Raw genomic sequence first — 21,648 nt, 5'->3', positions numbered from 1 at the left:
CGGCGAACCTGTTCTTCCAACTGGTTTCCTCCCGGTATGAGCGGGCCAGCTTGATCGTCACCAGCAACAAGGTCTTCGGCCGGTGGGGCGAGGTGTTCGGTGACGACGTGGTCGCCGCCGCCATGATCGACCGCCTCGTCCACCACGCCGAAGTCATCGCCCTCAAGGGCGACAGCTACCGGCTCAAGGACCGCGACCTCGGCCGCGTCCCCACCGCCGGCACAACCGAAGAGTAGAGATCAATTCCCATGCAGGGGGTCAACATTCAGATGCCGGAAAGGGGTCAAAATTCGGGTGCCGTTGACAAAGTCGCGATTGTCAGCCACAGCCCCAAACGCCTCTCTACCTGGACAGGCACGTCGGCCACCGGTTTTTGTCGGTGGTGTCCTCCACGCTCGGCCCGCTGGTTGTTACGTCGAGCTCCTGTGGAGCGACTTTCCTGCTAGGGAGGCTCAGTGTTCATGAACCCACACCACTCGGACGGTTGGTTGCGCAGCGCTTTGGCACACCTGCCTCCGCACAGCGATAGCATTCGCGCCGACACCGCGATGCTGGCCGCAGCAGCGCAGCAAACTCCTGCCGCGCCGCCGGTTCCCATAGAACCGGTCGACCCGAACCAGGCCAGGGTCGTGCCGAGGAACCTGCGCGGAAGCAGCGGTCCGACGACCGGTTCAAGTCGCAACAACGTCGACGCCGTCCCGAAGCCAAACTGAAGCGCACCACCGGGTCTACGATCTTCCGATGCCGCGCGCCTGACAGTAGCTTGTCTCGGCATGTACCGAGTTCGTCGGCTGGCCACCTGCGACGTTCGATGTTCGAGGCCCGGACACGGCGACCTGGTCACCGACTGCCCGCGGAATGGCTTTCGGAAACGGGCCGAACGCTGGTCTCGGTCTCGCACTACCAACCGTCACTTGCTTGTCACCGGCCACACCGTTCCTAATGATGCGTCAATTGTCTACCGCGGACTGGGTCGACCTTTCCGCACGCTCGGCCATACCGCGTGCCAACTCCGTACCGACCGCATTCTCGACGAAGCGCTGAGAAGTCAGCTCCGAGAAAGTGCGGTGAGTCGGCGCGCAAGGTCGGCGAACTCGTCCAACGCTCGCGTGTTGGCGTGCAATGCCTGAGCGATCTCCGGGGAGTTCGACTGGCGCGCGGCCGGCTCTCGATCGAACCACAGCCTGCGCAGCTCCAGGTCGCTGTCGCTGACCGCCACTGCACTCGCGATCAGCTCGCTTGGCCCAATGAGCCGGATCAGCAAGACCGCCTTTTTGAGGTCGTTGCGCACGCTCCAGTAGCGTTGCTCGACCTCGGCGATCGTGGCTTCGCTCGCGGCCAGCGGCGGAGCGGCGATGCGTACGGTTCCGAAGAGCCACACAATCGCCCCGCTGGCGGCTGTCGCTGCCTCAACCAACTCGGCACAGCGCAGCGCTCGGTCTTCCCGTAGTCGAGTTCGGGCAGCAACCCGCGCTTTCACGGGCTCGAGAAACACACCGAGAGTCACACCAGCCAAGGCGAACAATCCGGCGACAAGAGGCGTCAGCATGGGGGACAGTCTGCCGGGACCAGACTCCGCCCTGAGGAGCGCCCGCGAGTGACGACGAGACCGACACCAGCGACTCCGCTCGCGCTCTGCTGAGGATGCGACCACCTTATCGCCATCGGTCTTCGACCTAGGTCAACAGTCCGGCCGCCATCGACCAACGGACCTCCGTGCGCAGATGAGCAACCTGGTGAGCGAAGTCCGGCACTGGGCGGTCGACGACGAGTTGGTACACGTGTGCCTTCCCGCGGCGCCAACGCACACTGGTGAGGTCACCTATGCCGAATGATGTTGTCCAATGGTTGGTCTGAATCCGGTTTGTAGGGGTGTCAGCACAAGTCGAAGCTTGTGGAGGCACCGATGCATAGGACACCGCGGTCTGAAGTGGACGATTGGGGTCGGCCACCGTCTCCTCAGGCACGCCCAAAGGAAGAACAGCGACGTCAAACTGGTTCTGTTCCAAGCACTTCAGCGCAGTTGAGGACACTTGCGACACATTCAATCCTCCCATTTGGCTCCCGCTCCCGCTAGCCCCAGCGCACTTGACGGGTCGACAAGTACCTGTCGTTCATGATCGCGTAAGTCGTATGGTCCCCAGCCTCCGCCTCTCCTTGCGTTCTCTTCGCACCGTCATCTCGGGCCATCCGAAGCAGTCGGAGCACTAATGTCGACCTGCCATGCCGGGTCAGCGGATCTACATCAAGCGAACACCTCTCACTACTCGAAGAATCAAGCGGAATTGCGAAGGCGCGGATCCTGTGGTGTCGTTCGCCACCTGTTGCGGGACCCGCGAAAACACTGACGTTGCCACTGGTCAAGCGAAACGAGGGATCGCCGTGCAGTTAACGACAGCGACCCAGCCGAGAAGCCGCACCGGATGGTGCACGTGCCCGTCGCACGCGGCTAGCACTGCAGTCAGCGCGACGGATGCTCAGCCGCGGCGACCGCGCTGTCGAAGTGATCGATGATCACACCGCCCACAAGCGTCTGCTTCATGTCGAACCTCGGGTCGACCACGACGCCGAACCCGTCCAGAAGCGCTCCAGCGGCGAACGCGTCGAACTGGTCGTCGGATTCGATGAGCACCGTCGCGAGTTCCGGCACATCGAACCCCGCTGCTGTCCAGTTCGCAACAGCATCGCTCATGGACAGCGGATCGGTCAGCAGCACGAAGGCCCCGAACAGAGTGAACCGCTCATCGTTGTTGCGATCGATGAGCACGACGAGCGGTGCGTAGTAGTTCTCGGTCGTCCGGTAAGCGATCATGGTGGCACGGTCCAGCTCTGCCGCAGACGCTTTCCCCACTTGGACGGGCTGGCCACCAGCGGGCATTCGAACCAGTCGCGAGTAAGGGCCGAACGTGTCGTCATCCGCGACACAGAACGGGTCACCGCGGTCCAACGCACCAACGATCTGCTCGTTCATGGTTTCAGCCGCCGCGAGCGCTCCGGCTTTCGAGTAACGCAGGACCCTGCCGCGGTTGCGCAAGTAGTATCGCCTACCGTCCTCGAGCTCGTACGCGACGCCCCACGTGCCAATGGCGTAGCGATCCCGGTCCGGCTTCCAGAAGATCCGGACTGGCCCGCTCGACACCGTTCCGACGCCGTTGAAGACACCCTGGCCTGCCGGACGCACCCGAAACCACGTGTTGTAGTCGAAGTCCTTGAGGTGTGGATAGGTCTTGAACAACTCGCTTCGTAGTTCGCCCACCACGCGATGCGTAGGACGCAGGCATGCGCCGTGGACGAGGCCCACCGCTGGCTCGACGTTGTCCTCGTCAAGCTCGACGAAATGGGACCTGTTGTCGGAAACGGGAAGGGAACACACCAAACACGAGGACGGCTCTGAGTTCCGCCGCCAGAGCTGCTGGCACAACTCGGTGTGCGCGCGGGCGATCGGTGAAGCATCGAAGTCCTCATCCGAGTTGATCTCGGTCACGAAGACCTGACGCCCCTCAGTAAGCTCCGGGCTTGCCTCGATCAGCCTCAGAATGCCCTTCGCTGACGAGGCGCGCCGGAACAATGGAAATGGATTCCCTCCGATGTAGACCTGGCCGTCAGCAAACCGCACGCGCTTCGAGCCGTCTTCGTTGAAGCGAACCATCTCCGCCAGCAGCAGCTTGCCTTCAAGCTCCGCAAGTACGACCTCACGACCTGACTGCAAGCTCTGGCCCGCAAACACGATCTGCAGCTCGGCGTCGGCAGTTGCCTCAGGGGTGGCATCGCCACCGCCGAAGTACCCGCCCATCATCTCCACGAGCCGCGCCGCAGCAACCGACTGCCTGTTCTTGGCCATGGACAGGCAGGAGGCCACAAGGCTCTGCCACACGATCAAGGGCGCGAGCCTGGATCGACTTGCGACGACCGCCACCGCCGCCCGCTCATGGGCGCCACCGGCCTCCACATCCACGACCGTGACCGCAACACGCCCGAGAATGCGGCCAAGAACGTCCTCATCCGCGCTCTCGCCGCTCAACTCCTCGTAGTGATGCTTGATCAACGCGCGGGTGATCTCAAGAACCGAGCGCTCGCTCACAGACACCGGATTCCCGCCGTGGGCAACGGGGTTGAGCCGTACCGACTCCGTCAACTTCCGAAGATCCTGCCGGATCGATTTCGACGCCGCGTACGACGTCGCAAGCACGTAGCGATCGTCCGCATCAGGGCGCTCCAGGTACTGCCGCACGAACTGCCGGATCACCGACGAGTACTCGGAGCCGATCCCCGGGGACAGCGAGAGACTTCGCTTCGCCTGCACGAAATAGCAGCGCCGCTCAGTCTTGATCACCAGGTCGTCGATGCCGTCACTCGTCTCGAAGCAGAGCTCCGTGACATCCGAGCCGGCGAGATCATCGACTACCAGATCTACACCGGTGAGAATGGAGAGCATCGCAAGCGCTCCGAACCGGTGCTGGAAGTCGATACCGGAGTTCGTCGCTGCGCCGCCGCCAGTCATCCGCAGACCCTACTGCCCACGTCCCCAACCGTCCGTCGAACTCACCAATCGCAGTCTGCGCACTGCGCTAGGCCGGGGGCAGCATGCGCACGATGCGCCCAGCGTGCTGAACGCGGATCTCCTAACGAGTTGTTCATTGCACCCTGCGCTGGTGGACCAAGGAGTGTGCAGGTGGCCATCGAATGGCCGGCTTTGACGAGATACTCGGCCACCGGCATGACGGGGGTGTCCTGCGCGAGGTTGAGACACAACTCCTCGATCGTTTCGACCGTGATTGTGCCGATGGGGGTGGTGACCGATCAGCGGACCGATGTGGTTGCGATGGTATCCCCTGTAGTTGTTCTTGGTCTTGGTGGCAGCATTCGAACCTGCGCTCCCACCTCCGGAGTTTCAGAATCGTGACTTGCGACCTGCTTTGCGCAACGGACTCTGACAGTCTCTGCGTCAAGGCCGTCATCATTGGTCCGGTTGAGTGACACGGGAATCCCCGCCAGCGTGCCGTCGCGAGTCCAGTCCGTGAGGCCGAACACCCGCTGGCCCACCGACAGTCCCGTCGTTCCATAGCTGAGGGCGGTGACCAGGACTCGCCGGATCAAGCAGACTGAACCTGTCGTACAACAGAATCCCGATCCGCGGCCCAGCCCCACCCTCGGCCGACGCCGGCACACCCAGCCCCCCGCGACACCAACACCAACAGCTGCGGCAGCGGCAACCCGCAACACCGTTCGAGACTGCTTCCCATTAACAATCTCCTCGTACGAAGCCAAACCGCACTGGTAGTCGATCAACCACCTCACAAAGTTCCTTTCTTGTCAGGATCTTTGAATTGGGCCTTCGATGACCCCGGCACCGAAGTAGTCTGACACCGGACCGGTTCCACTGCAGTCATAGACCGGAGGCCGTAATCCTCGCGGGGTAAGTACGTCTGGAACGTCCACGCATCTGGGCACGGTGGAATCCGGCATGCTTGCCATCTCTGCCGACCCACTCGTGCTGCAATGGTCCACATTGGATGCATCAACTCGTTGACACGAGACAGCCTCGCCGTTCGCGCCCCGACCCAGCTCCAGCGCAGGCTGTTCTCCGCGGCTCATCCCGGCCATGGCGTCGAAGACGCTGCGCATGTTCCTGGAGGAGCCGCAGGAGCCATCGGCACCCATTGGTGTGATTCCGTTGTCGGCCGGACGCCCAACCTCGGTCGGCTACGACCAGGGACAGCGTCAGATGGTGCACCGTCCGTCCCGTAGCTCGACGGTTCGGTCGCAGCGGGCCAGAGTGGCGGGACGGTGGGCGATGACGAGGATGCCCACGTTTTCGTCGGTTGAGGTGAGGGCGGCCGTGATGGCCTCGTCGGCGTCAGGGTCGAGATTTGCGGTTGCCTCGTCCAGGATGAGGACGCGTGGCTTCATCAGCAGGGCCCGGGCGACGGCGACCCTTGCCCGTTGGCCGCCGGACAGTCCGGTGCCGGATTCTCCGACGGGGGTGGCGAGTCCAGCCGGAAGACCAGCTCGCGAGGCGAGAATCCCGGCGCGCCGTGCCGCTTGCTCGACCTCGTGGTCGCTGGCGTCGGGGCGGCCGAGGCGGATGTTGGTCGCGATCGTCCCGGCGAGCAGACCGGGATCCTGTGGCACGGCGCTGATCGCGCCACGCAGGTCGTCGTCGGCCAAGTCAGTGAGGTCGACGCCGTCGAGAGTGATGCGGCCGGCATCGGGATCCCACATCCTCACAGCAAGCAGCGCGCACGTGGTCTTGCCAGCGCCGGAAGGGCCGGTGAGCGCGACTCGTTCGCCAGGGCGGACAGCAAACGACACCTCACGCAGTGCGGGCGGACCGTCGTCGCGATAGCGGAACGTCACGCGGTCGAACACGAGCCCGGTCATGCGGTCGCGGGGTGGCAAGGGTTGGGGCGCTTGGGGTTCACGGACAGCTGGGGCCCGGTCCAGGACGCTGACGATCCGGGCGCCCGCGGCGCGCAAGGTCCCGACGTTGCGCAACAGGTCGGAGATCTGCGCGATAGGACCGAGAGCCGCAGTGGCCAGGACCATGGCGACGGGCGCAAGCGTGCGACCGACCGTGTCGAGGTTCACCGCACAGACGGCGAGAGCGCCGATCGCGCTGAGGGAGAGTGCCGCGTCGGTGGCAGCGCGTTCCAGGCCTGTACGGACGCCGATCCGTGCCTGCACCGCGGTCAGCACGCTGGTATGCCGACCAAGCGCGGCGGTGCGGCGGTCCAAGGCTCCTGCGGCGCTGAGTTCGTCGAGCCCGCGGACGGTGTCGACGAGCTCAGCGTTGAGCGCCGCGGCGGCCTCCGTCAACTCGGTCCCCTGCCGGGCACTGACCCGCCCGAACAGCCATGGCAGTGCCGCGGTCACGACGACGAACGGCACCCACACCATGAGCAGCCACGGTGTGATGAGCAACGACAACGTGGTGGTGACGCCGACCAGCACGGTCGAGGTGAGCACCTGTGCCGCGGTGTGGGCGTAGAGCCATTCGAGACGGTCGACGTCAGCGAAGGCGACGGAGACGAGGTCCCCGCTCCGGCGCGGCTTCCGGCGGTCGGGCAGGCTGATCCGAAGCCGGTCGAACACCCGGGCGCGCAGGATGGCTATCAGCCGGTAGGCCAGGTCGTGGGAGACCCACGACTCCCGCCACGTCATCGCGGCGGTGAGCACCGCGAGGCCGAAAAGGACGGTGGCGACGGCCGCGAGTGGTGCTGTGCCGGTCGCGGCCGTTCGCCCCGCGAGCCATGTGCCGACGACGGCCATGGTCAGTGTGCCTAGCTGGACGACGGCGTTGGTCGTGATGGTCCAGACGAAGGTTCCCCGTTGCTCGGCGATGACCGGGAGGAGACGGCGAAGTGGGCCGCTCATAGCGGTGTCACCGAGGAGACGACGCGGCCGGACTCGATCGTGACGACCACGTCAGCGTCGCGCAGGGCGCTCTCGCGGTGCGCGATCACGATCCGGGTGATGCCCCGGCAGTGCTCGGCGAGCCGGGTAAGGACGCGTTGCTCGGTGTCGACGTCCAGCGCCGAGGTCGCTTCGTCGAACAGGAGCACCGGGGTCGCGGCGAGCACGGCCCGGGCGATGGCCAGACGTTGCCGCTGACCACCGGACAACTGGACCGCGTTCTCCGTGAGCACAGTGGCGAAGCCTTGCGGGAGCGCCTCGATGAACTCGAGCGCGTCCGCGATGAAGGCGGCGGTGCGGACTTCCTCGAATGTGGCGTCGGGACGTGCGAGGCGCAGGTTCTCTTCCACCGTGCCATGGAACAGGTACGTGTGCTGGCCGACGACGCCGATGCTCGCGCGCAACGCAGCGAGGGTGTACTCGGTGATCGGGGTTCCGTCGAGTTCGATCGTGCCCTGCTGTGGGTCGGCGTGCCTGACGATGAGCCGTGCGAGTGTGCTCTTGCCAGCGCCTGACGGGCCCACGATCCCCGTGGTACTTCCTGGTGCACAGTCGAAGCTGACGTCCGTCACCCCCGTCCCGTTGGGATATCGATAATCGACGTTCCGCAGGCGCAATCGCACCCCGGCGCGAGCGGGTTCCGTACGGGTGCCGGTGTCCACGACGGCCGGGTGCGCGGTGAGAATCTCGTCGATGCCCTTGACCGCGCCCAGCCCTTGGTAGCCGAGGTGCCAGTAGGCGGACAGGTCGAGTACTGGGCGGAAGCACTCCCGTGCGCACAACAGGAACAGCAACACCGACCCGGCCGGTGTGACACCGCCGAGGACACCGGCACAGGCCACGACGATGGTGACAGCCGTGCCCAGGTGTAGCGCGAGCGCGCTGGCGCCAGCCTCCACAAGCGACACTCGCAACTGCGTCATCGTCCTGCGGTGCAGATGCTCCCCGCGTTCGGCGAGTGCCTCACCGATTCGCCTGCCCGCGCCGAACACCCTCAGCACGCTGATCGCGTGAGTTGCCTCGAGGTAGTCCGCCGCCAGCTTTTCGTAGGCGCTCCAACGGGTTTGTCCCGTTCTGAGCAGCCGGGCGTCCCAGAAACGCGGGACGACCACGGCGCACAGCACCGCCACGGTGAGGACTGCGGCGGCAGGGACCGAGACGGTGAACAGCCACCCCGCGACGCCGATGGGAACGACACAGGTCACGATCAGCTGCGGCAGGTAGCGGCTGTAGTAGGCGTCGAGTGCCTCCACGCCGTCGACGACGGTGTGTGTGATCGCACCAGCCCGCCCTCCCTGCGTCCACCCAGGTCCGAGCTGGGTGATGCGGCGCAACAGTTCGCCGCGCAGCCGGGTTCGGATCGCGATGCCGAACCGGGCGGCGGTGACCTCGCGGGACCACAGCAGGACCGCTCGTACCACGACGACGCCGACCAGCACCGCGATCGCGGGCGGCACGGCAGTGAGGTTCCCGCCGGTGAGATCGGCGAGGACAGTCGCCGCAAGAACAGCTCCGGCGATGTGGCAGGCCGACACCAACGTCGACAGTGCCGCCATGAGTACGACCGGTCCGGCGACGACGCCGACCAACTGCAGGAGCCTGCGGTGGATCACGACCTGAAGGCGTCCGGGTAGAGCCCTTGCGCGATCTCCCGCACCACCGAGATGTTCCCGAGAGTGCCCGGGTAGGTGTCGGCCGCGTCGATCGCGATCAACCGTTGCGTCCGGACGGCGGTCATTTCCGGGAACGTGCGAGTCAGGTAGTCCACAGTCGCTTGTTTGTGCGCGGGACCGTTGACGGCGAACACGATCGCGTCCGGGTTCTTCGCGGCGAGCGCCTCGGGAGTGATCTGCGCGGCGAAGAACTTGGCGAACTGCGGGTCCTGCGGTGAGAACACGTTGCTTCCGCCAGCCCGGCGGATGATGTCGTACTCGATACCAGCGCCGATCGCCGTGACGGTGGTGCCTTCCAAGAACACCTGGGCGACAGTCGGTTTCGCACGGCCCGCGACAGCCTTGTCCACCGCGGCCAGATCCGCCCGCCCCTGCTCGATCATGACCCTTGCCTTGTCAGGCACGGCGAAGATCCGGCCGAGGTTCTCCAGGTCTATGAACAGGTCCTCGACCGTGCCGCTCATCCGCCGCTCCCGGCACCCGCCCGCGGCGACGTACGCCGCGACACCGGCCTGTTGCAGTTGGTCCAGACTCGCGAAGCCCTGCTCGGCGGTGAACTCGTACGTGGTCGGGGAATACACGAAGTCCGGCCGCACGTTCAGCAGCTTCTCCCGGCTCGGTGGCCCGGACTCGCTCAGCACCGGGACGTTGGCGGCCATACCGGCCACGTCCTGGGGCAGCGGCGCGGTGGCCGTCTGCGCCTGCCCGACGAGCGAGCCCACGAGGCCTAACCGCACCAGCAGTTCGGTCTGCGACGGACTCAGTCCGACAGCCGCCTTCGGCACACCGTTGACCGTCACTTGCCTGCCGCAGTTGGTGATCGTGACCGCCTTGGCCGCGTCGTCCGGCGGCGCGGTGGGAGTGACTGAGGAGCCGCAGCCGGAGATCAGCGTGGCGCTGACACCGAGAGCGACCAGGGACAGGGTTTTACGCATGGATTTCGCCTCTGTGCGTGCTGGGTTCTGGACGGGACTGCGGCGGATGGTCGAAAACCAGGACCGGATGGCCGGTGCGCGGATGGGTGAGCTGGTCGACGGCGACCTGGAACACGTCTTGGACCACGCGTGGGGTGAGCGCCTCGGCTGGTGTGCCGGTGGCGACGAGCCGTCCCGAGTCGAGGACCGCGATGTCGTCGCAGTGGGTCGCGGCGAGGTTGAGGTCGTGCAATGCCGCGATGATGGTGCGGTCCAGGCTTGTCGCGATCCGCATGAGTTCGAGTTGGAAAGCGATGTCGAGGTGGTTGGTCGGCTCGTCCAGCACGAGGACCGGGGTGTCCGCGGCGAGAGCGCGGGCCAGCATCACCCGCTGCCGTTGCCCGCCGGACAGCCGGCCGATGGGCCGGTCGGCGATGTCGGTGGCACCCACCCGCTCCAGGGCGGTCCACGCCAGGTCGAGGTCGGCCTCGGTGTCACGGCCGAACCCGCGCTGGAACGGCACTCTGGCCAGCAGCACCACCTCCAGGACCGTCAGATCGAACTCCGTCGACGTGTCCTGGGTCATCACCGCCACAGTCCGGGCGACAGCCCGCCGGTTGCCGCGCCACACATCCAACTCGTCGAGCAGCACCCGGCCCGACGACGGCACGACGGCCCGGTACAGCGTGCGCAGCAGCGTCGACTTTCCGCTGCCGTTGGGGCCGACCAGCCCGAGGAACCGGCCGGGACGGACCTCGATGTCCACGTCACGCAATACCTCACGGCCACCCAGAGCGACGCTGACGTGGTCAAAGCGCACCTTCACCGGTCGAGTCCCGCCTGCGCCGCGCTGTCACGGCGCATCAACCACAGGAAGAACGGCGCACCCACCACCGCGGTCAGAATGCCGATCGGCACCTCCGTGGGCGCCGCGACAGTGCGCGACAGAAGGTCGGCCAGCATCAGGAACGTCGCACCGCCGAGCACCGCGACCGGAAGCATCCGCCGGTGATCCGCGCCGACGAGGATGCGAGCCACATGCGGGATCACGAGGCCAACGAACCCGATACCGCCGCTGACCGACACGATCGACCCGGTCAGCAACGCCGCTGTCACAAGGAGGACCGCGCGTAGCCGGTTCACGTCAACACCCAGCGCGGTGGCCGACTCGTCGCCGCTCAGCAGCGCGTTCATAGCCCGGGTCCGTAGCCCGACGACGACGCATGCCACCGCCAACGCCACCGCGGGCACGACCAAGGAGCCCATGGACGCGGCGGAAACGCTGCCCAGCAGGAAGAACAGGACGCTGAACACGTTCTGCGCCTCGGTGGTCAGCGTCAGATAGCTCGTGACCGCGCTGAACAGCGACCCGAGGGCGACCCCCGAGAGGACCATCCTGGTCGGTGACAGAACGCCGCGGTGCCGAGCAGTGAGCGCGACGCACGCACTGGCGACGAGCGCACCGACGAAAGCCGCGGCGCCCAGCGGAAGGCCGCCGACAGCGGCCGAGCCGAGGGTGATGACGAGAACCGCGCCAACCCCCGCGCCGGACGACACACCGAGCAGGTAGGGCTCGGCGAGCGGGTTGCGCACGATCACCTGCATGATCGCCCCTGCCAGCGCGAGACCGGCTCCGGCGAGCGCGGCCAGCAGCGCGCGAGGCAGACGGAACTGCCACACCGCCTGGTCCTGCAACACAGTCAGACTGCCATCCGACATCCAGGGCATGTCCGGCACCAGGTGCCCGACAACGATCCGCGCCGCGTCCACGAACCCGACCTCGACCGTCCCGACCGAGCCGGAAACGACCATCATTACGAGGATCCCGACACCGAGGACCGTGACTGTCACCCGCTGCCGAATCCGTGACCGACGACCAACGGACGCTCGCCGGCCGCGGTCGACCGACGAGGACGCGGGAGGCCGCGGACGAACAACCATGCGTAAACCGACCGATCTGTGGAGGGGACCGCGAGAGCATAACTGCATGCGATAATCGTTATCAACAATGATTTCGATCACCCGGGAGGCAGTGGTGGCCGTCCGCGTGCCGGATGATGCCTACGGTCGCGGATCAGCCCGGTCGGTGGCGTGAACGCCAGCCCCACAGCGGCCGCGTCCCGCGATACCTCCACGTCGGACACAGCTCGCCGATCAACCAGGCCACGTAGCTGTCAGCCTGATTGATCCAATCAGGACTGGCCTAAAGCGCCAGCGCGCAACTGGCATCGAGGACATCGATGGCGCCGACACACACCCGCGATGCGCGTGCAGCCACTTCGTGTTCAACCAGAAGACCACCCTCACTCGGTGTCCGGCTGCTGGCCGATCTCCGCACGCTTTTCACCGCAGCAAGCACGGGCCGGATGCACACCGCCGAGATCATCACGCGTCTCCGGGCGATCGATGACGACAGCCGACGGCGACACCGTGACCGCAGGACCCGGTGAGGTCATCTACACGACCAATTCCTCAACGGCAGACGAGGACACGGAAATGGTCTACGTGGCGAACCCGCCCGACGTGTACGCCGCACACATGGCCGCCTCCGGATAAGTCACCAATCACTGGGCAGCTGTGCCCTGACCACGGTCGGACCGCCGACCGGGCTGACGACGGTCACGACTCCGTCGATCGTCGCGGCTCGGTCGGCAAGCCTGGTCAGGCCACCGCCGGCGCGCGACTGTGCACCTCCCACACCGTTGTCGACGATCTCCACGATCACGTAGTCACCGTCGCGCCAGACTCCGACGCTGGTCGTTGTCGCCTCGGAGTAGCTGGCGACGTTGGCGAGTGCTTCGGCAACGGTGGCGTAGGCGATGCCTTCCACCGCCGCGGGCGGTCGCTGGTCACCTAGGTCCACACGAATATCCACTGGCACATCCGCCTTCGCCGCCAAGGACGACAACGCCGCGTCGAGCCCGCGGTCACCGAGCACGGCCGGATGGATTCCGCGCGCGAGGTCACGCAATTCGGCCACCGCCAGCTTGGTCTCGGCGTGTGCCGCATCGATGAGCACCCTGGCCGCCGCCGGGTCCCTCGTCATCTGCGTCTTCGCCCGGCCCAGCCCGTCGGTCACGGCCATCAGCCGTTGTCCGGCGCCGTCCTGCAGATCGCGCTAGATCCGTCTGCGTTCGGCTTCCGCCGCGTCAAGACCGCGGGCCCGGCTCGCCTGCAGAAGCGGCGATGAAGTCGTTGCGTCACACGTTCGATGGCACGCTGATCACATCGGATGACCAGCGCTACGACACCGCACGAAAGGTGTGGAACTCCGATGTCGTCCGCCATCCAGCGGTCATCGCCCGGCCCGGCGCGGCCTTCGCACTGCGCCTCAACCAACGCATCCCATAGCACGACCACGACTCATCCCTCTACTGTGGACCAAAGTCGTCATGGCGCTCCGCCACCGCCCGGCGCGCCGCCCATGCCCAGCGAGATCTGCACGATGACCAGGGTCATCCAGGCCGCCAACAGCAGCAGGACCCAGAACCGCCACTTGGTGAACATCGCTACAGCCACCTGTTCCGCTTGAAGATCCGGTGCAGGATCACGCAGACACTCATGATCACGATCATCACGATCGGGTAGCCGTACTTCCAATGCAGTTCCGGCATGTAGTCGAAATTCATGCCATACACACCGACCGCCATGGTCGGCACCGCGATGATCGCCGCCCACGCGGTGATCTTGCGCATGTCCGTGTTCTGCTGCGATCGCTGCTCAGGCAGGTAGCCGGGTCAGCGCGAAGTGACTCCGCCAGCAGTGTGAGACTCTCGCCGTCGTGCGGGTCCTCCCGGCTTCGGCCACATCTCCTCCAGTACTCCGCGATGCGGTACCGCGCGATGGGATAGAGCACCTTCGACGAATCCGCCTCTGTCAGAGTCCCATAACGGTATTTGACGAAGTAGATCTGCCACACCTCCTGGCAGACGTCCTCAGCATCCATCGAGCTCGCCACTCTGCGAGCGACAAACCGCAACAGCGTCGGGTGCAGCGCGAAGTAGAGACATCGCATCGCCTCTCGATCCTCGTGCTGGGGCTCGTCGGCGTCATGTGCCTCTCGCGTCACCGCTCTTGCGGGCCTTCGTGGTCACGCAGCAGTCACCCCTCCGATCGCCCTCGCTCAGCAACGGTGTATCTATCTCGACGAACCATCGGTCCTCGCCCACGCGTTGCTCCGCTCGTATCACTGCGCCGGTAACCTTTGATGCGGTAATAGCCACGGACATCGCCCGCTGCTGATGACGGACGAGAGCCACCCGGCCCCACACTCGGATGCCCATCGCGGCCAGTCCCAGCAACCCGGAAGCGACCGCGGCCAGCTCACCTGGGCTTATGGAAAGACCACGTCGACCACCATCCCTGTCGTGACACACCAACTACACCCCCTACATCGTTAACCCCCGCGAGAACGGGTACGCACGGCCCCAAAACCGGTCTGAAAGAATCGCGACAGCACTCCCCCGCTGGAACGAGAACCGGACGAGAAGTGCACCAGCTCAGCCAGTCGCGGTACGGCGGACCTTGTGATCGTGGGCGACCACGGGCTATGACGTGGTGCAGTCGGCCCTTGGCATTTCTTCTCTCCTGACATGACAATCGGTACCGAAGGTCTGATCGGCCGTGCCCGCCCCGGCGGCCGAGTCGTGTTCACGATCTGGCGCGGCGAACGCGATGGCCGCCGCGGGTGACCGCATCGGGCGTGCCGTCGCCGAAGCCACCGGAACACCACTTCCGGACAAACGCCCGGCTCACCTGTTCGATCGGATCAACCAGGCCGACAGCTACGCGGGCCTGGTTGGTTGGGCGCGGCTTGTCCAATGTGGACTTGATAGTCCACGAACCGGCCGATCACGTCGCAAATTTCGCACGTACGTGCTCGACGAACCCACGACCGGTCTGCACCTCGCCGATCTTTCATGAGAACCCGTCGCCTGACGAGCCTGAGCTGTCTTACGAGTTGCTGCGTGTGGCTCACGGTCGCGGTTACGCGACCGAAGCAAGCCGGGCCGCAGTCACATGGGCGAGGGCGGCGGGCTACCGGCGGTTATGGGGGACGGTCTGGGACTGGAATGTGCTTTGACCTCTTCTGAGGGGTGGGAGCACCGGCCGGGTTGAAGTTTCTCACCACCTCCCGGGCGATGTGCCCGCCCTAATCGACCAGTTGTTTCCTTTGGCCATCTCGCACAAGACAGGGCCTGCTGCATGGGAGGTGCTCCGCCGGGCCGGTCGGCGCGGCCTGGTCGACGAGGGCGGTTGAGCAAGCTGTGGGACAAGAAGTGGACCGCCCAGTTCGAACACACCACCGTGGTGACCGACACCGGCGCGGAGATCCTCACGATGTCGTGATCCTGCCTAGCCGGTTCCCGCCCTAAACTGGGGAAACCAGCGTTGGTGGGGGCTACTGATGGACAGAGACAGCTTATCGTCGTCGTTCCGGTTCGGTGCTGTCGTCGGCACGTTCGTGATGCTGGTGGCGCTCCTGATGGCGGTGGTGACAGAGGGGTGGTCGGCCGAGGCGGACGGACCGCTCGGCGCGGCCGTGCTCGGCGCGGCGATCGTCGGGGCAATTGTGGGCTGCGCCGCCGGCGGCGTCTACCACATGTTCGGCGTGCTGTGGGAGAAGCCGACCAAACCACGTCCGCTCGACGAACCTTGGAACGGGCCGGTCGAACGGTGCGCCCGATCGGCGAGCACAGTGACGAAACTGCTCGACACGCTCCCGGACTCGGCGGCCGCCGACTGGCTGGCGCAGATCGCCGGCACGATGGCGACGAAACTGGCCGAGATGGAGGCGTTCGCGGAGGCGGGCCGCGCCGTCGCACCCGCCATCAACGCGAATGGGATCGCCCTGGCCAAACGCCACCCGCTCTACGCCCAGCTCAAACGGTCCGCCGACGAATTCGCCGAAGTCGCCGACCAGGTCAGCAAGCTGATGATCGAACTGCAGACACCCGGCAACATGGAGCGTGTCCGGACCGAACTACAGGTACTCACCGAACAGCTGCCTTTGTTGCGCCCAGCCACCTGACGCGGCCACACCCCCAGGCCGCGCTCGTCCTGGCGCCACTACCAGGCATTCCGTGCCGGAGCCGACTCGCCGGGCGGCCCTCCCCCGAGATTCAGCGCAGTCGCGGAGTTTGACAGAAACGGCAAAGCTGAGCGGGGCGGGGGCGGTTGTCCACACCGACTGATCTGTCCACACCCATGACGGCCGCATACCGGATCATGCTCGGGTCTGGTCCAAGCTGGACACCGACGACGTCACCGATTTCGAGTACGGCTGCGCGTACTCACTACTGGACATCTTCGACGCGAGAACATTGCTGGCCGCTGTTGGCCAACGCGCTCTCGCCAGCCCTCACCTGGAATCCGGGAGACCGGCAATCCATCCGGGATACCTCGACAGACACCGACCACGACGTAGACAAGGCGCCAATCCTCAGCGCATGGGTACGATGCTCCAGGCTGTCCGGGCTGAGAACCAGGGCACCGCCGATGCGTGTGTCGATGAGGTCGAGCACAACACTGTCGCCGGACGCGCGCGCCTGGAATCCGTCGCGGAGAAACACGTCCTGGTCGACCCGCAGGTTTTCGGCGTCCAGGGCGCGGCCGGAGTCGTTGACCAACTGCGCGCCATCGCAGTACAACCCGCCAAGGTGCGCGCCGAGCAGCCGGACCGCACCTTCAGCAGCGTGTGCGTGGATGACGGTGCCATTCATGGAGACAACGGTCGCGGTCAGGCGTGTGCCGTCGAGCGGTGGTTCGGTGGGATGGCTGAGTCGGCACCCGGCCAGAACAAGGCCCTTGAGGTCGGCGTCGCGAGCGTTGACGCCCAACTCGAGGAAGCAGTCTTCGAGTTCGAGCGACATGGCGCTGGTGATGTTCTCCAGATCGAGCCAGCCGTCGATGCGGGCGCCGCGCAGCCGCAACCCGTGAGGATCGGGGTCTGTGACATGGCGGCCGCGCAGGATATCGCGGATCACGCCGGCGGAGATCGTGAGTGTCTCGTCCCAGGACCGCATCGCAGCATCGTCGACCGGCTGGCCACCGCACAGGTCGAGTAGGTCGCCACGTTCGATGTGTTCGATCAGCCGTTGCTCGACCGGGGACAGTGAGGGCTGGGGCTGGTCCGCGGTGATGGCCACGTCACTGCATCGCCTATCACTACTCCGGCGTTATGGCCGAACGGATAACATGTCAGCGCGACCCCAAACGCTCGTCGCCTGGCCGAGAGGTTCAACTCACCACCTGGACATCTGTGACGGCCACAAGCGATCGGCTGGAGTCGCAGGGGCGAAGGGGCCAGCAGATCTTGCAGGCTGGTCAACCTCCCGATATGTAGCCTAGTCGGGGCTGAAGCCTGTTCGAGCGCCGTTGTGAAGAACCTTGCTGAACGCACCGGCGAGTGATCAGCCTTGTTGTGGTCGAGCGGCGATGTAGTCGGTCCAGTCTTGGCCGACGCGCCGGTTCCAACAGACTGCGGTAGTCGTTTCGATGCCGGTGAGGTCTGCGAGGACGGCTGCGGGAAGTTCGGAGGCTAGCGCGGCGCGGGTGGCGTTGCGTGCGTCCAGTGCTGCGATTCCGTGTTTGGCAAGGCATGTGCCCAGGGTTGATGCGAGTAAGGGTCGCGCGTCGGTGCCACCTGGAAAGAGAAATGGTGTGGTAGTGCCGAGACGTGCACGTGTTCGCTGGGTCGGGTCGTTGGTGCGGTGAAGATCGTGTACGAGTGAGGCGAGCCGGGGTGGCAGAAGGAGCATGTGGCTTCGGATGCGTAGCCAGGTTTGTGTTGCGTCGGTGATGACGTCGTCCCGGCGTAGCGTGGTGATTCGTGTGAGGGACATGCCGTACACGAGGATCAGGCTGCCGGCGACGCGCGCGGGAAGCGGCATGCTGTTGTGCGATAGGCACATCCGTAGTTGGTCCAGTCGGTGCTGGGTGTCCAGGTCGATGGGCCTGCCGGGCGTGCGTCGTGTTGGGATGTGGATGTCCTGGTTGATGAGGTGTTGTTGGCGTGCCCAGGTGATGAATGGGTAGAGGTAGCGGTGGTGGACGTCGCCTTCGTCGAGCCAGTAGTCCAATTGGGACTGGGAGAATTGGCTGAGTTCGGTGTGGACGGTGTCGAGCCACGCAAGCAGGCGTAGCGCGGCGAGGACGCTGGAGCGGAGTGTCGCCGCTGCGGTGAGCGTCGGTGGTTGTGTGCGTGCTCGTCGGCGGGCTCGGGGCAGTAGGTACCAGTGGGTGAATTGGGTGAGCAGGCGGGCGTGCTGGGTGGGTGTTGTGGCCACGATGGTCGTCAGCCACGGTTGGACGCGGGCGAGGTACTCGTCGGCGCGAGGCTGAAGAACACCGGTGTTGGTCAACAGGTCGCGCAGGTAGTAGACGCTTGTGGCGTGCGGCAGTTGATCGAGTGCTTCGTGGGTTATTGGCTGCCCGGACTCGGTCAGCGTGCGCAACAGCTTCGCGGTGGAGCCACTGGAGAGCCAACCGGGCACTGTGGACGGCTTGCCGGAGTTGATCAGGCTGTGCTGCAACGGGCGGAGCTGGTCTGAGATGGCGCGTCTGCTCCAGCCAGCAGCCGGGCGGTTTGTTCGGACAGTGCGCAGGTGGTGCAGCGTGATGCTGTGTAGTTTTCACCGGTGCGGCCACACAGTTGACAGGCGTCAGTGGGCTGCCGACGCATGGTCCACAGAGGGCCTCGCCGGTGTCGCTCCGCCCGATCAACGGCAGCGTCCGCTGGCAGTGCGAGCACGGCCTGGGGTGACGCAAGATGCCGATTTGGCACGTCTGGTCGACCGGGCCGAGTGGCCAGCGCACGGCGAGTCGGGCGGTGCGGTGGCACAGTGCGCACTCGATGGGGCGAGGCTTGTACGGTTCATCACGCGGCCTGCGGCGGGGTACAGGACGGGTCAGTTTTCGATAGCAGGGGCGGCAGTAGTTGGCTGTTTCCGTGATGCGGTGGACGGCTTGTCGTTGTCCGCATTCGGTGCACCGTTGTTGTTGGTCGTGGCACGGCTGGCACACAAGGCCGGTGGTGATGGTGTGGGGCAGGAAGAGCGTGGTGCGTGCGCAGAGTGCGCAGCACGGGTGCGCGATCAACGCCTGGCCGGCGAAAGTCAGCATGTGTGCGAGGTGGAGATAACTGGCGGGGACATGCGACCGGGGCTGAGTGAACGCGTCGTCGTAGGTGGTGATGAACGTGTCCAGCTCGTGCAGCGCGACCGTGTCGGTGACAGCCGCGCGCAGATATCGGCGCAGCAGCTGCGGTGGATGCTGCGGGACTGCTCGGGCGAGCGCGTCGACGATCCGACTCACCGCGGCCGCGTGATCCGCCGTGTCGGCTACAGGAGACATGATCAGGGTGTGTCTGGCCGTCGGATGGTGGTGCGCCGCACGGGCGGCGGTGTGGCGGGCTTGTCGCCGGCCGCTTTGCGGCCCTGACGGTCGGCAGGCTTGATCTCGATCAGGTCATTCGTGCTGCAGTCGAGGATGTCGCACAATGCGGCGAAAACGTCCATCGAGAGGCGCTGCGGCGGAGTGGTCACCAGTCGAAAGACCTGCTCACGAGACAAGCGGATTCCGCGCTGTGCCAGTAGCGGCACCAAGTCCGTCGTCTGGAACATGTTCCGTTCTGCCATCCGAAGCCGCAGGTGCCACTCGTACCCCATCTTCTTTGTCACGTCGGGTCCTCGTTCCACAAGTCGGGGGCGTAGGCGCGCAATGCTTTCTCCATCAGGCGGTTGCGGTATTCGTCGGAGACGCCGGTGTAACCCGCCGTCGTGCTGGCGTAGGCATGACCGACCTGCTGCTGCACAAACAGTGCTGGGTAGCCGAATTCGATCAGGTGCGTGACTCTGCACGAGACCTGGCGCACCTGACGGCAGATCAAGTGCGTTCGGCACGCCAGTTTCCCGCTGCTCCAGGGCGAGTCGATCCACCTACAACCTGTTCCGAGCCTCTGTCGACTGAGCTATTTCCCGCTGTGCACGAAGCATCTTCCAGACCCGAACGCCGTCGTCAACCACCACAACAAGCGGTGCCGCTACCTCCGGGCGGTGGCGGCACCACCCCGGTCATCGGGATCCCCGTGGTCACCGGGGTCGCCCGATCGGACAGCGGCGCCGTGTACTTCCTCTACTCCTGCGGGCAGGGCGGGCTGACCGGGATCTGGCAGATCCGTCGCTCTGGTGGGCCCCAGCTCGTCGTGCCGCTGCCTGCCGACACCATGCCGAACGCACTGGTCATCGACAGCAAGCGGAACCGCTTCCTGGTCACCGACTCCACCGACGGGCGCATCTGGCAGGCACACTCCGATGAACAGCGAATTGACATTCGAATGCGTGTCCCGAGACACCGGTAGCGATCCGGATTACCGTCCCGCCAGCCGGGCAACGGCGGTACGTTGGCGTTGTCCGAAGAACCACCTGCAATGCACGGGGAGTGCTTGGGTGATGAGACGTCGGGTATTTCTTTCGGCCGTATCAACGTTCGCACTGCTGGCCGGCGCGTCCACCGCGCCGGCCAGCACAGTGGGCCGGGGCGGTGAGTTGCAGCCGCTCCTCGACCAGCTGACCGCCACCGGCGCGGCGACCTCCGCCATCGCGGAGTTCCGCGATGGCCGCACTTCCGTCTGGCGCGGCAGCAGCGGAGTCAAGCGGTTCGGCGGCTCCGAGCCCGCGCCGGTCGACGGGCTGTTCCGCATCGGCAGTGTCACCAAGACCTTCGTGGCCACGGTCGTGCTGCAGCTCGCCGCCGAGGGCAAGGTGAGTCTCGACGACCCGCTCGAGCGCAGGCTGCCCGGCCTGGTCCCGCGCAGTGACAGGATCACCGTGCGGCACCTGCTCCAGCACACCAGTGGCATCGAGGACTATCCTCGATTCCTGTACTCCGACGTGAAGGACTACCTGCGCAAGCGGTTCCTCACCCGTACCCCGCGGGAGTTGGTCGCGATCGCAGCCGCGCAGCCGCCGCTGTTCGAGCCGGGCACGTCGTGGTCATACTCCAACACCAACTACATCCTGCTCGGCATGCTGATCGAACGGCTCACCGGCAAGTCGTTCGAAACCGCGGTGTCCCAGCGAATCCTGCGCCCGCTGGGCCTGCGTGACACTGTGGCCCCCGGCACGGACCTGTTCATCCGGGGACCGCACTCGCACGGCTACATGCCGGTCGAGCGCGACGGTGAGATCCACCCCGTGGACGTCTCCGTTCTCAACCCGTCGGCGCCCTGGACGGCGGGCGGGATGATCTCCACGACCGCCGACGTCAACCGCTTCTTCGCAGCTCTGCTCGGTGGCCGTCTCCTGCCTCCGGCCCAGCTGCGCGAGATGATCGGCAACCCGGTCGCGTCGAGCGGGTACGGTCTCGGCATCGCCCGGCTGGTCCTGCCGTGCGGCACCACGCTGTGGCTCCACACCGGCGGCATCCCGGGCTACATCACATTCGCGGCGTCGACAGAGGATGGACGCGCACAGTTGGCCGTCTCGTACACCCCGTGGATCGGCGACGGCGGCGGCGCGATCCTCGGACTGGTCACGACCGCGTTCTGCGGTTCGGCTACGGGCACAGGCCAGGCCGCCACAGAGCTCACCCTCCCGAAGCTCGGGTAAACGCTTCGTCGTTCCCCGGGTGTGTTCGTGCCGCGTGGG

20 protein-coding genes and 3 pseudogenes are annotated in these 21,648 nt (G+C 65.7%); 9 read left to right on the top strand and 14 right to left on the bottom strand.

The window, feature by feature from the left end; translation table 11 throughout:
• Positions 1-236 (top strand): ATP-binding protein (locus B9C43_RS53635; protein ID WP_160097397.1); only part of this gene is annotated, 236 nt, incomplete at its 5' end.
• 812 nt (positions 237-1,048) lie between these two features.
• On the opposite strand, the gene B9C43_RS53625 is transcribed toward B9C43_RS53635, so the two are convergent.
• From B9C43_RS53625 to B9C43_RS53590, 8 genes and pseudogenes are all read right to left on the bottom strand, one after another.
• On the bottom strand, positions 1,049-1,549 hold the full coding sequence (locus B9C43_RS53625) for a hypothetical protein (RefSeq protein ID WP_084434872.1): 501 nt from the start codon (positions 1,547-1,549) through the stop codon (positions 1,049-1,051).
• A gap of 912 nt (positions 1,550-2,461) precedes the next feature.
• A complete protein-coding gene (locus tag B9C43_RS53620) occupies positions 2,462-4,501 on the bottom strand; it encodes a hypothetical protein (RefSeq protein WP_084434871.1) in 2,040 nt (679 codons plus the stop codon).
• 488 nt (positions 4,502-4,989) lie between these two features.
• A pseudogene (locus B9C43_RS60035) lies at positions 4,990-5,082 on the bottom strand (NADP-dependent oxidoreductase); the annotation flags it as partial.
• 639 nt (positions 5,083-5,721) lie between these two features.
• The gene (locus tag B9C43_RS53610; RefSeq protein WP_084434869.1) at positions 5,722-7,374 is read right to left on the bottom strand and encodes an ABC transporter ATP-binding protein; all 1,653 of its coding nucleotides are present in this window, start codon (positions 7,372-7,374) and stop codon (positions 5,722-5,724) included.
• Positions 7,371-9,026, bottom strand: a complete 1,656-nt coding sequence (locus B9C43_RS53605; RefSeq protein WP_084434868.1) for an ABC transporter ATP-binding protein/permease — start codon at positions 9,024-9,026, stop codon at positions 7,371-7,373. Before B9C43_RS53605 ends, B9C43_RS53610 begins: the two co-directional genes overlap by 4 nt.
• The gene (locus B9C43_RS53600; protein WP_084434867.1) at positions 9,023-10,021 is read right to left on the bottom strand and encodes an ABC transporter substrate-binding protein; all 999 of its coding nucleotides are present in this window, start codon (positions 10,019-10,021) and stop codon (positions 9,023-9,025) included. Before B9C43_RS53600 ends, B9C43_RS53605 begins: the two co-directional genes overlap by 4 nt.
• On the bottom strand, positions 10,014-10,826 hold the full coding sequence (locus B9C43_RS53595) for an ABC transporter ATP-binding protein (RefSeq protein WP_084434866.1): 813 nt from the start codon (positions 10,824-10,826) through the stop codon (positions 10,014-10,016). Before B9C43_RS53595 ends, B9C43_RS53600 begins: the two co-directional genes overlap by 8 nt.
• Positions 10,823-11,851, bottom strand: coding sequence for a FecCD family ABC transporter permease (locus tag B9C43_RS53590; RefSeq protein ID WP_235039388.1), 1,029 nt, complete (start codon positions 11,849-11,851; stop codon positions 10,823-10,825). The genes B9C43_RS53595 and B9C43_RS53590 overlap by 4 nt, the downstream gene beginning before the upstream one ends.
• Positions 11,852-12,240: 389 nt before the next feature.
• On the opposite strand from B9C43_RS53590, the gene B9C43_RS56405 reads away from it, so the two are divergent.
• Complete coding sequence (locus B9C43_RS56405) at positions 12,241-12,450, top strand: DUF3631 domain-containing protein (RefSeq protein WP_143447258.1); 210 nt, start codon at positions 12,241-12,243, stop codon at positions 12,448-12,450.
• The gene (locus tag B9C43_RS58150) at positions 12,407-12,556 is read left to right on the top strand and encodes a hypothetical protein (protein WP_200826140.1); all 150 of its coding nucleotides are present in this window, start codon (positions 12,407-12,409) and stop codon (positions 12,554-12,556) included. Before B9C43_RS56405 ends, B9C43_RS58150 begins: the two co-directional genes overlap by 44 nt.
• Before the next feature lies 1 nt (position 12,557).
• Here B9C43_RS58150 and B9C43_RS53580 read toward each other — a convergent pair.
• Positions 12,558-13,178 (bottom strand): annotated as a pseudogene (locus B9C43_RS53580) (sensor histidine kinase); the annotation flags it as partial.
• An 8-nt stretch (positions 13,179-13,186) separates the two neighbouring features.
• On the opposite strand from B9C43_RS53580, the gene B9C43_RS57310 reads away from it, so the two are divergent.
• Positions 13,187-13,351 (top strand): hypothetical protein, encoded by a 165-nt coding sequence (locus B9C43_RS57310; protein ID WP_160097395.1) that lies wholly within the window; start codon positions 13,187-13,189, stop codon positions 13,349-13,351.
• Between the two features lie 158 nt (positions 13,352-13,509).
• On the opposite strand, the pseudogene B9C43_RS53575 reads toward B9C43_RS57310, so the two are convergent.
• Positions 13,510-13,710 (bottom strand): annotated as a pseudogene (locus B9C43_RS53575) (CorA family divalent cation transporter); the annotation flags it as partial.
• Positions 13,711-14,623: 913 nt separating this feature from the next.
• Between B9C43_RS53575 and B9C43_RS59390 the strand changes: the two are divergent.
• The 3 genes from B9C43_RS59390 to B9C43_RS53560 all read left to right on the top strand — a co-directional run bounded on the left by B9C43_RS59390 (position 14,624) and on the right by B9C43_RS53560 (position 16,031).
• Positions 14,624-14,923: a hypothetical protein gene (locus B9C43_RS59390; RefSeq protein WP_235039387.1), complete on the top strand. Its 300-nt coding sequence runs from the start codon at positions 14,624-14,626 to the stop codon at positions 14,921-14,923.
• A complete protein-coding gene (locus tag B9C43_RS60030) occupies positions 14,823-15,083 on the top strand; it encodes a GNAT family N-acetyltransferase (RefSeq protein WP_327225531.1) in 261 nt (86 codons plus the stop codon). Before B9C43_RS59390 ends, B9C43_RS60030 begins: the two co-directional genes overlap by 101 nt.
• Positions 15,084-15,407: 324 nt before the next feature.
• Positions 15,408-16,031: a leucine-rich repeat flightless-interacting protein gene (locus tag B9C43_RS53560; RefSeq protein ID WP_084434863.1), complete on the top strand. Its 624-nt coding sequence runs from the start codon at positions 15,408-15,410 to the stop codon at positions 16,029-16,031.
• A gap of 265 nt (positions 16,032-16,296) precedes the next feature.
• Here B9C43_RS53560 and B9C43_RS53555 read toward each other — a convergent pair whose 3' ends face one another.
• The 4 genes from B9C43_RS53555 to B9C43_RS53540 all read right to left on the bottom strand — a co-directional run bounded on the left by B9C43_RS53555 (position 16,297) and on the right by B9C43_RS53540 (position 19,874).
• Positions 16,297-17,148 (bottom strand): hypothetical protein, encoded by an 852-nt coding sequence (locus tag B9C43_RS53555; RefSeq protein WP_084434862.1) that lies wholly within the window; start codon positions 17,146-17,148, stop codon positions 16,297-16,299.
• A gap of 264 nt (positions 17,149-17,412) precedes the next feature.
• Positions 17,413-18,534, bottom strand: coding sequence for a hypothetical protein (locus B9C43_RS53550; RefSeq protein ID WP_084434861.1), 1,122 nt, complete (start codon positions 18,532-18,534; stop codon positions 17,413-17,415).
• An 822-nt stretch (positions 18,535-19,356) separates the two neighbouring features.
• Positions 19,357-19,680, bottom strand: a complete 324-nt coding sequence (locus tag B9C43_RS53545) for a helix-turn-helix domain-containing protein (RefSeq protein WP_084434860.1) — start codon at positions 19,678-19,680, stop codon at positions 19,357-19,359.
• The gene (locus B9C43_RS53540) at positions 19,677-19,874 is read right to left on the bottom strand and encodes a hypothetical protein (protein ID WP_200826133.1); all 198 of its coding nucleotides are present in this window, start codon (positions 19,872-19,874) and stop codon (positions 19,677-19,679) included. Before B9C43_RS53540 ends, B9C43_RS53545 begins: the two co-directional genes overlap by 4 nt.
• A 162-nt stretch (positions 19,875-20,036) precedes the next feature.
• Between B9C43_RS53540 and B9C43_RS53535 the strand changes: the two genes are divergently transcribed.
• Together B9C43_RS53535 and B9C43_RS53530 are read left to right on the top strand one after the other, a co-directional pair.
• Positions 20,037-20,360: a hypothetical protein gene (locus B9C43_RS53535; RefSeq protein WP_084434859.1), complete on the top strand. Its 324-nt coding sequence runs from the start codon at positions 20,037-20,039 to the stop codon at positions 20,358-20,360.
• 91 nt (positions 20,361-20,451) lie between these two features.
• Positions 20,452-21,609 (top strand): serine hydrolase domain-containing protein, encoded by a 1,158-nt coding sequence (locus B9C43_RS53530; protein ID WP_160097393.1) that lies wholly within the window; start codon positions 20,452-20,454, stop codon positions 21,607-21,609.
• The last annotated feature ends 39 nt before the right edge of the window (positions 21,610-21,648 follow it).

This window comes from Kibdelosporangium aridum (assembly GCF_900176515.1).
GTDB lineage: Bacteria > Actinomycetota > Actinomycetes > Mycobacteriales > Pseudonocardiaceae > Kibdelosporangium > Kibdelosporangium aridum.
Note: the sequence above shows the minus strand (reverse complement) of the source record. Positions and strands in the feature narration are given on the sequence as shown.